The organism is Paenibacillus nuruki, from assembly GCF_963311185.1.
Taxonomy (GTDB): domain Bacteria; phylum Bacillota; class Bacilli; order Paenibacillales; family Paenibacillaceae; genus Saccharibacillus; species Saccharibacillus nuruki.
The window spans coordinates 3,259,307-3,272,669 of record NZ_OY725677.1; the positions used below are offsets into that span (position 1 = coordinate 3,259,307).

Here is a 13,363-nt window from a genome sequence, read left to right on the forward strand (position 1 = left end):
CCTATGACTTCTCAACCTTTGCAACTCACGACAGCTATGCATGATTATATTCAGCACGTTGAACAACAATTGGAACATTTCCCTGAACTTCAGAGGATGTTTCGGAATTGTTATGCCAATACGTATGAGACAACATTACAGATATTAGAAGATGGTAGTACATTTGTGATTACAGGAGATATTCCAGCCATGTGGTTACGAGATTCTACTGCTCAAGTTCGTCATTACTTACCTGTGGCATCTAGTGATCCTAAAGTAGCTGATATCATTGCAGGTGTGATTCGTCGCCAGATTTTCTATATCGGTATTGATCCATATGGGAATGCTTTTAACTGTGAAGATAATGATAATCGCTACGATATCGATCTTACTGAATTGAATGCATGGGTATGGGAACGTAAGTATGAGATTGATTCGCTCTGTTACCCGATTCAACTCAGTTATTTATTTTGGAAAATGACAGGTCGTACTGACTTGTTTGATGAATCTTTTCGCATCGTGATGCATCGTATTATAGATCTCTGGCGTTGTGAACAATACCATGATGACCATTCTCCTTATACATTTATGCGTGAAGATTGTCCTCCTTCCGATACACTTCGTAATCAGGGCAAAGGTATGCCTACGTCGTATACAGGTATGACATGGTCAGGATTTCGCCCTAGTGATGATGCTTGTACATTTGGTTATCTGATTCCATCCAATATGTTTGCTTCTGTCGTCCTTCGTTATATGGCAGAAATAGCGATCGAGCTTTACAATGATGAGCGTCTCGCTTCTAAAGCACTGCGTTTACAAGAAGAAATCAATTTTGGTATCGAAAATTATGGAGCAGTGATCCATCCGCAATATGGCAAAATCTATGCGTATGAAACAGATGGTCAAGGCAATCACAATCTAATGGACGATGCGAATGTGCCCAGTCTTTTATCAATTCCTTATTTGGGTTATCGCCCTGTCGATGATATCGTATATCAAAATACACGTGCATTTGTATTAAGCGAACACAATCCCTATTATTTTACAGGTACAGCAGCCAGTGGAATCGGTAGCCCGCATACGCCGACCGATTATATCTGGCATATCGCATTGTGTATGCAAGGATTAACTTCTACCGATCCTAGCGAAATAGAATCTATCCTTTATATGCTGTCTACTACCCATGCTAGTACAGGATTTATGCATGAAGGATTTCATAAAGACGACTCTACTCTATTTACTCGTCCATGGTTTGCATGGGCAAATAGTTTATTCGCTGAATTTGTTAGTCAGTACGCACTTCAATCCAGTAAGGAGCCATCTTCCCTATGAATACGATCATTCCTAGCTATTGGAAAGACCTGAATGTATTGCAAGTGAATCGTGAGCCTGCCCGAGCGTATTATATTCCATATGCAGATATGCCAAGCGCACGTACACGTCAACGTGGTAAATCTCCTTTTTATCAGTCGCTAAATGGAGGCTGGCAATTCCGTTATTATGATGCTGTACGTGATGTAGAACCTGCTTTTTTTATGCCTGAATATGATGTACAGACATGGGACTCTTTGCTTGTTCCTTCTTGCTGGCAGACAAATGGCTATGACCAACAGCATTATACGAATCTAAGTTATCCATTTCCATGTGATCCTCCATTTATCCCTGATCAGAATCCGGCTGGCGCTTATGTCAAAGAAATACGATTACAGCATGGTTGGCAAGATCGAGAATCGTATCTTGTATTTGAAGGTGTTCAATCTTGTCTGTATCTATGGGTAAATGGACAGTTTGTCGGTTACAGTCAGGGCAGTCGTGTCCCTGCTGAATTCTGTGTAAGCCCTTATTTGCAAGAAGGGATCAATCGTATCGCTGTGTTGGTTCTCAAATGGTGTGAAGGTTCTTATCTGGAAGATCAGGATATGTGGCGTTATAACGGCATCTTCCGTGATGTGTATCTACTTACTCGTGATCGTCAGCATATTCGGGATGTATTTATCCAGCAGTCTTTGGATTATGACCATGATCACTACCATCAAGCTAGACTGAATATCCAATTGGACTGCTCCACATCATCACAAGAGAACGAACATCTGGAAGTTCAAGCGATTCTATTATCACCTGACGGTACCGAACTGTTAACGACAACCGCTTTATTGGATCAAAGGGGATCTTTAGACATGGAGATTACCCATCCAATTCTTTGGAATGCAGAATCTCCTGCGCTATACAGCTTATATCTCAAAGCAGGCAGAGAAGTATTACGATTTGCAGTAGGTCTGCGTCAGATTGAAGTGACACCTGAAGGTGTATTTCAGATTAATAAACAGCCTATTAAGCTTAAAGGTGTTAATCGTCATGATTCTCATCCAGAACTTGGACAGACGATTCCTGTACAACATATGCTGACTGATCTGCAATTAATGAAGCAACATAATATCAATACGATTCGTACTTCTCATTATCCGAATGATCCTAAATTTATGGAATATTGTGATGAATACGGATTCTATGTGATTGATGAAGTGGATCTGGAGTGTCATGGTATCGGTATACCTGAAGATTTTGCAGAAGGTGCTTTTCACCAACTATCTGTTAATCCAGACTGGCAAGAAGCTTTTGTTGAACGTGCTGTTCGCTTGGTGGAACGAGACAAAAATTTTGCATCAGTGATTATGTGGTCGATGGGAAATGAATCGGGTTACGATATCAATCATATTGCGATGGCACAATGGACAAGAGAACGTGATCCTTCTCGCCTTGTTCATTATGAAGGTGCGGCTCCTGGTTATAAAGGGCATGAAGATGTAAGTGTCTTAGATGTGGAAAGTCGTATGTATTCTTCTCCTGCCGATATTATTGCTTACGCGAATAACGATACTACTACCAAACCTTTATTTTTATGCGAATACAGTCATGCTATGGGTAACGGCCCGGGTGATCTCAAGTCATACTGGGACGCGATCTATGCTTATCCCAAATTAATGGGTGGTTGCGTGTGGGAATGGGTTGATCACGGAATAGCTCAAGTTAGTGCAACAGGTCAATCTTATTATGCGTATGGTGGAGATTTTGGAGATCAACCGAATGATAGCAATTTCTGTATCGATGGTCTAGTTTCACCAGATCGTAAGCCACATGCCGGGTTATTAGAATTGAAAGAAATCATGGCTCCTGTACGAATCGAAGCTTTAATTACAGTCGAAGGAAGAACAGATACTGCAATAGGGAATCAATTTAGCATTACTAATCTATACGATTTCACCGATGTATCTCACTTGATATTACACTGGAAAATCGAAGATGAAGGTCTACTTATCGAGCAAGGTACATTGTCGATGCCTAGTATTGCTCCACAAGATTCAGCTACAATTACTTTGCCGACTTTAGCTTTGCAACATCATCATCCGCTTCGTTATCTTACCTTCTCTATACGGACGGCTACAGAAACAGTATGGGCTCCAATTGGTTATGAGATTGCTTTTACTCAATTCTATATTCCTGCTGATGCTATAGCGATAGACGAAATTTTAACAGAGCGTTACTCTTTAGATTCACTTCGATATCCACTACAGACTACTGAACATCAGGGGCGCTTAGTGATCGAAGGATTAGATTTCCGTTATGTCTATGATCTGGAACGTGGACAATTTACAGAATGGAGCAAATCGGGGGTTCCTTTACTTCAACAACCTACCGAATTTACAATCTGGAGAGCACCGATCGATAACGATATGCATATCAAAGAAAAATGGTTAGATATTGGATATGATCATATATCGACCAAAGTATACAACAGCCACTGGTCATGTGCAGAAGAACAATCGGTGATCATTACGACTTCTTTCTCGCTTGCTCCGTATAGTAAATATCCTGTGCTGCGTGGTCAAGCATGGTGGACGATTCAGAGTGATGGAAAGATCGAATTGAAAGTAAAAGTGACTGTATTAGATACCAGCCCATTTTTACCGAGATTTGGTCTAATGTTTGCAATGCCAGCAGGTACCGAATATATAGATTATTTTGGACGTGGACCGCATGAAAGTTATATTGATAAGCATCATAGTACACGTTTTGGTAAATATGAGAAAACGGTCGATGACCTTTTTTACAATTATATTATGCCTCAAGAAAATGGATCTCGCTTTGAAACGCATTGGATGAGTGCTACACAAGCGATGGGTGCAGGGCTTCATTTCAAAGGTTCCCAACCGTTCTCATTTAATGCCTCTCATTACACTACAGCCGACTTGATGCATGCAACACACACGTATGAACTGGTGCGTCGCCTGGAAACGTTTATCCATCTGGATTACAAAATGAGCGGTGTTGGCTCGAATTCGTGTGGCCCTCAACTTGCTGAAAAGTATCAATTACATGAAAAAGAATTTGTTTTTGATATGGAGATTATGCCTTTTTTCAAAGAAGAATAGTTGAGGTAGGAGTTACAGCGCTGCGTTCATACTGTTGTTCTTGTCGTCGCTTGTTGTGGATGAATCCCTTGATTAACCGCTATGCGGTAGGGATTCATCCACAAAGGCGATCGCTTCGCTCTTTCAGAACAACAGGATGCCCTTCGCTACTGCAAGGGTGGTTATGGGGCAGGAAAGATGAACACCTTAGAGATAAACCATTTGAAAGATTAAATCTTTTAGGCTGGTTAAACCCGTTGAACCTAACGATTTTGTGTATGGAAAAGGATTAAATCTTGTCTCTGTTGGTGGTACGCAGAGGTGTAAGATTTAATCCTTTTTGTATGGATAATGAAATTTGTGAGTCTTTAATTTCTATACATGAACTGATGCTATGGGGTGGGCTAAGGCTTCAGGTGTACGCAGTTTACCATCGCCTTTTTCCCATAACCAGAGAATTGACGTGACACCGCGTGGATAATATTTGCTACCGCTAGCAATGCCCGATATAATCTGGTCACTCCAGCACCAGTAAGAATATTCAGGGTGAGTCAGCCATTCGACATGAGCAGCATCGGCTGTTTGCCCTTGTTCATCCCAAGTTAGTCCCATAATTTCCCGTGCGATAAATTGAGATAGATAGATTTTGCTTAACCACGAGTTGTTGCTTGTGGATGATAATTTCCAAGCTCCATTTTCAAATAAACAGATTCCTTTAACCAGTACTGTATTCAAATGTGTATGCAGAGCATTCAAGTAATCAGCGAATCGTCCATCACGTTCCAGTGCTTCAGAACAACCGGTAAAGTAAGGAAATACCAAGCCTTCGATCGCAGGAATAATCTGCGAATCATTGCCTTCGCCAATAACGGCCGGAATATATCCTTGATCGTTCAACTGCGCGGTTACTGTAGCTGCGCAGCGATCTGCTTGTGCTCCTGCTTGTGCTGCGTATTCGGTCTGTCCTTCTTGGGAAAATAATTTCTCTAGTGCCAAATAAACTGCCCAGCATTTACCTGCTAGATAAATATTGTTACGAGATTGACCCAGAGACACATCCAGACTATCGTAGGTGGTAATCTCAGCCCCACCTTCTGTACGATGACTATCCAGTCCCATTAGACCGTTACGCTGTTCTGCTTCAGGATGATCACGATTGAGCATACTTTGTAGTCCATCTTGCAATATATTCATATATTTGTCTTTAAATTCATGGTCTTGTGTCTGCTCCATATAGGTTAAAGCACAGCAGAGCCAGTTTACTAATTCTTCATGACTCATATATGAAAAGCAATCATCAATTCCTGCTAGCTCATAAGCCGAATATTGTGGACGGGAAAAATGATTGGCGATGCCCACATCATGTGTAAATGATAACCCACCTGGATATCTAGTCTGATCTTTAGGAAAACGAACTTCATCATAATAACTATACCGATTTACAAACAGTTCCAGTTCATTACGCACTGTCCACGGATTCATAATCAATTCGTAATACAATTGATCTGCTGTAAGATCGAGTGTATTCATCATTCGATATTCTCCTTCATTCACGATCCAAAGCGGTTGCTGATCCTCAGTCTGCAACAACTGCGTACTGCCGTAATAACTATGAATCGACTGTGCCACCATAAAATGCTGATCTTGATTCAATGCTTGATGATTACCAATCCAAGTATTCGCATCTTCACATGCTTGAGTTAAGGCATCCCAATGAGCTAACGCATATGTACCGACTTCTTCGATACGTTTGAAATAACGAGTGTAATAGTAAGACGTATCTATCCCTGTGGTGACAATGCCTTCTTTATAAAAGCAGATCGCAAAACGGAATGTACGTGTTTGTCCTGCGGGAACATCCATCAGTAACGCACCTACAATACCCAAGCCAAAATACAAATTGTTTGCATACTTTTCTTGCAATATTTTTTCGAGAGCAAATCCAAGTGCAGGTGTAACATCAGGGTCATCACATAAGATGGCTGTCTGTCTGCCTTGTCCAACGCCTGCGTAAGCATTGGATTGCATTTGCTCTACTGATTCATCTGCTTCTTTGATAATCCGCATCGAACGATAAGGATCGCTACCTTCATAACCGAAAAAGGCACGTCTACTCACTTCACCTGCTGTATTATCAATCGTCATTTCGGCAAATACAGCAGGCACAATCGCTGATTTGAGTTCTTCTTCATTAGCCTGTGCAGGATCAGGAACAGGGCGAACAGAAGAATAAATTTTGAACGTTAGATCACCTGCTGTCCATGTATCTGTAGCTACATCTAATGTACGCTCAATCTCACCATCCTGATAATAGACTATTTCTGTAGAGGTCTGGTCGGTCGGTTTCTCCTTTTCTACATCGTAACGAGAGCTTTCATCATTCAATGAAGTAAAAAAAGGAAGCGCTTCATACCGCTTGCCATCTCTCGATTGTAAGCCGATATAGATATTCTCATCCGCTGGTTTGCCCAGTTCTAACCCGAGTCCTCCTTTAGCTCCTTTGAATCCTAAGGTAAAGCTAGCAAATGCGCCAATCGGAGAATGTTGTACATTATAAAATGAATTTTTTTTCATTTCTTGTAACCCCTTTCATTTTGATAGGTATCCGTGTATGCTATCAGTAATTACCTTAATAGTTCAGATTTATCCTATCAAAGTATATTCTGTAAGACCATTTCCAAATCGCTCATCTATTTACCCAAATCAAGCATTATAGTGAGATTGGAGGTTGTCCATGTCTACTTCCTTTATTCCACCCGAATGGGGACAAAGTCTAGCTGAGACCATTTTTCCAGATGTGCAGACAACAATGAATTTGTTCGGTATTCATTTGCGTACAGTCAGTACAGATTGGCAATATCCGATTCACGATCATCCACAGTATGAGATTAATTATGTATTACAAGGGCAACAACTCATGACAGTTGGCTCGCAAAGTTATGTTCAGCAAGAAGGCGATCTGATGATCCTTTCACCCGGTACTTCTCATTCCAGTCGTACGATTGATGGACAGTCTTTTACGTATTTTTGTATTCATTTTGATATTGATGATCGGTTGTTTTTATCATTATTGGAACGGTTGAATCAAGTGATTTTTAGACAATCCAGTGCAGTGGCTCAAGCGTTACGCCCTCATTTGCTCAAAATTGCCCAGCCGATTGATCATACCGATGAACATATTATTACCCGTCGAATGCGTCTGCAAGCTGCGGTATTTGAATTGTTTGGCGTGCTCTGGGAAGCGATATCCAATGAAGCTGCTGGTCTAGCGCCTGCAAGTTATGCCCATGTCGAAATGGCGCATCAGATTGCTGCTCGATTGCAAGGCATTGCCAATCGCAATATTGTGCAGCTGGAAGCCACGTCTGATTCCCATTATGGGATTGACGATATTGCAGCCGAACTAGGGATCAGCCCTTCTCATTGCAATCGAATTTTCCATCAAGTATTTGCGATTTCTCCGCGCAGTTACTTATCTAATCTAGTCCTTCACAAATCCAAATTATTATTGTCCGATCAACGCATGTCGATACAAGATATTGCTTCGATTCTAGGTTATCGTGATATTGCTCATTTTAGCAGGCAATTTAAGCGCTGGTCTGGCATATCGCCCAGTCATTATCGCAAAAATCAAATGGTGATGCCTTCCGAATGTAAAGCCTAATATCGAACTTGCTCTCCTACTGGCGGGCAAGTTCGTTGTTGTGTAATGAATATTCTTCCTTTATTGTTATAGTTATACTTATTTATAATTTGGGATGATGGAGGTGTTATGGTTGTGAAAATGGTATTCCGATGGTTTGGAGAACATAATGATACGGTCACATTAGAGCAGATTCGGCAGATTCCCGGAGTTGAAGGGATCGTCTGGGCACTGCATGATGTACCTGTCGGCGAAGTATGGTCGCAAGAGCGAATCCATGAGATCCAAGCTACTGCTGATCGTTACGGTCTACATACGCACGTTGTTGAGAGCGTCAACATTCATGAAGATATTAAGCTAGGCTTACCTTCTCGTGATCAGTATATTGCCAATTATAAGCAGACGATTATCCATCTAGCAGAAATTGGTGTTCAGGTGATTTGTTATAATTTCATGCCTATTTTCGATTGGTTACGTACCGATCTGCACCGCCCTGCGTCAGACGGCTCTACTTCTCTTTTTTATGAGAAAAGCAAAATCGAACATATTGATCCGTTGGAATTAGTAGCTCAGATCAATGCCAATTCTGCATTAACAATGCCCGGCTGGGAGCCTGAACGGTTAGCTCATTTAACTGAATTATTTAAAGCTTATGAAGGATTCACTGAAGATCATTTATGGAGCAATTTGCAGTACTTTTTAGATGAAATTATTCCGGTTGCTGAAGCAAATGGTATCCAAATGGCGATCCATCCCGATGATCCACCATGGTCGATTTTTGGTCTACCTCGTATTATTCGTAGCCAAGATAATATCAGACGCTTTTTGAATATGTATAACAGTCCAGCACATGGGATCACTTTGTGCAGTGGCTCATTAGGAGCGAATCCAGACAACGATATTGTCGCTATGGTACATGAATTTGCCGATCGGATTCCTTTTACCCATTTGCGTAATGTGAAAGTCGAAGAAAATGGCGATTTCGCTGAAACGTCTCATCGTACACAAGATGGAACTGTCAATCTAACTGGCATTGTACAAGCGTATCACGAAGAAGGATTCACTGGATATTGTCGACCGGATCATGGCAGACATATTTGGAATGAAGAATGTCGCCCGGGTTACGGGTTGTATGACCGTGCTTTGGGTATTATGTATCTATGGGGATTATGGGATTCATTTCAATATAAACGTACTTGAATATCCTCACACTCCAAAAAGCACTATTGTGAAAGGAAGGGATAACTTTGAGCCAATCTTTTACAGGAAAAGATGATCATCAACATCAGCATACAACCGAATTAGAAGCAGATCCATTATTAGCAGCAGATGTCCCTCCTACCGCACCCAAAGCCCCTTCAACAGGGAATGCACTGGTAGACAAAACATTACGTGAAGTGATCCGTTCTGCTGAAAAAACAGCGGGCGAACCACCTACCGAAACCGAAGAAAATGCACTTCCACTTCACTCTCATCTACGAGGTAAAGTCGTTGTAATTACAGGTGGAGCAGGTGTATTGTGCCGCTCGATGGCTTATGAATTAGGACGACAAGGTTGTAAAATCGCGATCTTAAATCGTACATTAGCCAAAGGTGAAATGGTGGCTGCCGAGATTCGTGATGCAGGTGGTGAAGCGATTGCTGTAGGCTGTGATGTGACCAAAGAAGATAGCGTGATTCTAGCCGAAGCTACGGTGATGGCTGAATTTGGTGCTTGCGATATTCTGATTAATGGTGCTGGTGGTAATCATCCCGATGCCAATACAACAGAAGAAGCTTTTCGTGAAGAACATCTGAATGATGTCTCCAAGCAGACTTTTTATGATATTGGACTCAATGGATTCCGTGATGTATTCGACCTGAATATGATTGGTACATTGATTCCTACACAAATTTTTTCACGGAATATGATCCACCGTGAAGGTGCCACAGTCATCAATATTTCATCCATGAGTGCCTATTCTCCAATGACCAAAGTACCTGCTTATAGTGCTGCCAAAGCGGCAATCAATAACTTTACACAATGGTTAGCTGTTCATTTTGCCGATGCAGGCATTCGAATTAATGCGATCGCACCTGGATTTTTCTTAACCGATCAGAATGCCAAAATGCTCAAACACGAAGATGGTTCGTACAATGAACGTTCTGAGAAAATTATCGCTCATACCCCGATGCGTCGATTCGGTGAACCAAATGATCTACTAGGAACACTGTTATGGCTTGCTGATTCGCAGGCTTCTGGATTTGTGACCGGAATAACAGTTCCTGTAGATGGTGGATTTATGGCATATTCAGGCGTTTAGTATTTAATCCTACTATCTAATGCATCCTATATATGTTCATCATATACAATCAATCAAAAAGCCTGTTCTTTATCCCTATATAACCATGGGAAAAGAACAGGCTTTGATCATGTGCGTTAACATTTCACAAATCAGCACTTTGTATTATCTACTACTTTGAAGCCGCCAACTTTTTATCTTGTACATAACCTTCATAATCTTCGCGGAAAATAGCCCGACTGACAAAGCCCATAACAATAGCAGCAAGCGTTAACAAGCCTGCAAGTAAATACATATTGCTCATCCCAAATGTATCGGCAAACCAGCTTAACAATAACATCGCTATCGCAAAAGTCAGATTACTAAGTACACTCCATGCAGACATCACATTCGGTGTTTCGGTAGGAGTTAGATTCTGCTGAATCAGTGTTCGGCGAATCACGCCTGCAATCTGTACAGGTAAGCCAGATAATCCAATCAAGATCAAGGCTATCCACGGCACTACATTATATGCAAAAAATAGGGTGATAATCACATACGCGAGCAAGCTAATTAACATGACTGGAAAAGCATTTTTTTGTAGTTTTTTCACACGGGCGACTACAAATATTCCACCTGCAATCGAACCTACAAAAAAGGAAGCATTCATAAATCCCCACCAGCGTGCATCTTGATGTAACACCTGTACCACAAAAGCCAGTACAAATGCACCGATCCAAGCTGCTCCGCCTAGTGTATCTATATTATCAATAATCGCTAACATTCGAATACGCCGATTGCGTCCCAGTACTTTCCAACCTTCCGATAATTGCTCCCAACGTGAAACTGGCTGTTGTGCTGGCGATTCAGAGACCACTTCTGTGGCAAGCGTATCCTCATCTGTAATAGCAACCACAGCAGGCTCTTTACGTGGAGAAGCATAAGGATCTCGGATAAAAGCAGTAAAGATCATCGCTAACAAATAACAAACGGCTGCAATCCACATCGTTGGAATCGCACCAATAATCGCCACGATAAGACCACTCAAAGCCCAACCTGCACATTTGATAATCTGATCACTAATCGACATGAATCCATTTGCTTTCATTAATCCTTCATCATAAGCTAATCGTGGAATCAAAGCATTGCGCGCCGGATCTGTCCAACCATCTAGAAAAGACATACCGAACACAATAAGAAAAATAATCACATAAGCAGGAGTAACTGTACTATTTAAATAAAAAATTAAACTTGCAAATAATACGAACTGGCCGAATTGCGATCCTATTAATATAGAAGTCAGACGATATTTCGATAACACCAATGGAGCAATCAACCCACTAACAATTTTGGATAACATGCGAAATAAAGGAATTAGTATGGTGGTCACAAGCGAACCTGTAGCGGTAAAAACCAGTGTAATCAGACTCAGTAAATAAACAATATCTGCGATATTAGAGACTGTCTGTGTCCCCCATAACATATAAAATGATTTTCTTATCAACAACTTCGCTTCCTTTCATATCATATTGTATGTATATTCAATTTTCATTATAAATAATGTATAAAATAAATTTAACTAATTGTAAAAATGTCCATTATTTAGTATATGATTTTCTTTTTTAATTTGTCAATTTTAAGTATCACAACCATGTGTTATATTATGCTACATTCATAAACGACTTACAAGAACATATTAGACTATTTTACACTTATTTTCTATATAAAAATAACGTAATTAAGTAATATAAAGAAATAAAAAAGACTTTTACTGCTCTGATGGCAGTAAAAATCCTTTTTGGTATATCTTAATGATGGTTAAGCTAGGAATCAATCTTTATACGGATCAAATTCATTCGCACCTGCCATACAGACACCGATCGGTCGAAGTACATGCAGAATATCTAATGTCTCATGATGAGCATCCAGTACAGTTTGCAATTGACGGTAAGCAAACGGACTTTCATCTGTATCAGCTCCACGCAATTCGACGCCAAAATCATCGACAGCGGCTTTCATCTGTTCACGGCTAATTTGTCCACCTGAACGTGTACGTGTTTTCCAATTCATTTTCCCTGCGGCTTGTGTACGACTCATGACTCGTCCAGCTCCATGAACTGTACTATAGAAGGAATCTTTATTTTCAAGACTATCTTTACCACGCACAATCACCGAGATATCTGCCATACTTCCACCGATAAATCCTAATTGACCTGGCGCTGAAGGCGTAGCACCTTTACGAATCACAATCGTTTCTTGATCGTTATGCACTTCTTTCCATGCAAAATTATGATGATTATGCACTTCAAAATCAGCTTCTGCACCCAACACATTCAGCACTTCTTGAATCACATAATCACGACCTGCATACGCATAACGCCCGGCAAGCTTCATCGTGCGGTAATACATATCTCCTAATTCATCATTCATATTCAGCAGTACAGGTGGTTGATCCATATGTTCACCTGGTGCTTTGGCTAGAAATTCTCGTCCTGCCGCTAAATTAAGAAATCCACTAGCCGTTTTGTGACCGAATCCACGACTTCCAAAGTGATTCCCAATCCATAATTTTCCCGTTACCGGTTCAACAAATAGATCGACATAATGATTACCACTGCCTACCGTACCTAATTGATTACGAGCTAATTCTTTTAATAGATTATGGGTTTTAAGATCACCTGCTGTTTTGTACACATCCCAATTGGGATCATCGAACAGTTCATGATCGACTTTGTTCTTATTGTTACGTCCGACTCCGAAAGAAATCGTGTTTGCGATGTGATCCATAATGTTGCTAATATTCGGTAAGACATCTGCCGCCATGAGATTGGTACGGACAGCTTTATTGCCACAGGCGATATCATAACCTACACCCGATGGAGAGATTTGCCCATCATAAGCAACGACTCCACCAATCGGTTGACTGTATCCTTTATGATGATCCGCCATTAATAATGCTTGAACAACTTGACCAGTTTGCGCACAGGTTACCGCCTGACTCAGTGCACCTGCATCGGGTTCACCCCAGACTCGTACACCCTCTATCACTTGAAAAGCCATTGTATTCACTC

General features: G+C 40.9%; 8 protein-coding genes. 5 read left to right on the top strand and 3 right to left on the bottom strand.

The window, feature by feature from the left end:
- Positions 1–3 precede the first annotated feature (3 nt).
- Positions 4–1,311 (top strand): glycoside hydrolase family 125 protein, encoded by a 1,308-nt coding sequence (locus RCP16_RS14525; protein ID WP_371748104.1) that lies wholly within the window; start codon positions 4–6, stop codon positions 1,309–1,311.
- On the top strand, positions 1,308–4,409 hold the full coding sequence (locus tag RCP16_RS14530; protein ID WP_308640627.1) for a glycoside hydrolase family 2 TIM barrel-domain containing protein: 3,102 nt from the start codon (positions 1,308–1,310) through the stop codon (positions 4,407–4,409). Before RCP16_RS14525 ends, RCP16_RS14530 begins: the two co-directional genes overlap by 4 nt.
- 354 nt (positions 4,410–4,763) lie before the next feature.
- Here RCP16_RS14530 and RCP16_RS14535 read toward each other — a convergent pair whose 3' ends face one another.
- Positions 4,764–6,962, bottom strand: coding sequence for a glycoside hydrolase family 52 protein (locus RCP16_RS14535; RefSeq protein WP_308640628.1), 2,199 nt, complete (start codon positions 6,960–6,962; stop codon positions 4,764–4,766).
- Between the two features lie 160 nt (positions 6,963–7,122).
- On the opposite strand from RCP16_RS14535, the gene RCP16_RS14540 reads away from it, so the two are divergent.
- The 3 genes from RCP16_RS14540 to RCP16_RS14550 all read left to right on the top strand — a co-directional run bounded on the left by RCP16_RS14540 (position 7,123) and on the right by RCP16_RS14550 (position 10,334).
- Positions 7,123–8,052: a helix-turn-helix domain-containing protein gene (locus RCP16_RS14540; RefSeq protein WP_069326706.1), complete on the top strand. Its 930-nt coding sequence runs from the start codon at positions 7,123–7,125 to the stop codon at positions 8,050–8,052.
- Positions 8,053–8,166: 114 nt separating this feature from the next.
- A complete protein-coding gene (gene uxuA, locus RCP16_RS14545; protein ID WP_069326867.1) occupies positions 8,167–9,231 on the top strand; it encodes a mannonate dehydratase in 1,065 nt (354 codons plus the stop codon).
- Positions 9,232–9,431: 200 nt separating this feature from the next.
- On the top strand, positions 9,432–10,334 hold the full coding sequence (locus RCP16_RS14550; protein WP_069326868.1) for an SDR family oxidoreductase: 903 nt from the start codon (positions 9,432–9,434) through the stop codon (positions 10,332–10,334).
- Between the two features lie 151 nt (positions 10,335–10,485).
- On the opposite strand, the gene RCP16_RS14555 is transcribed toward RCP16_RS14550, so the two are convergent.
- On the bottom strand, positions 10,486–11,796 hold the full coding sequence (locus RCP16_RS14555) for an MFS transporter (protein WP_308640629.1): 1,311 nt from the start codon (positions 11,794–11,796) through the stop codon (positions 10,486–10,488).
- A gap of 326 nt (positions 11,797–12,122) precedes the next feature.
- A complete protein-coding gene (locus RCP16_RS14560; protein ID WP_308640630.1) occupies positions 12,123–13,352 on the bottom strand; it encodes an RtcB family protein in 1,230 nt (409 codons plus the stop codon).
- Between the last annotated feature and the right edge of the window lie 11 nt (positions 13,353–13,363).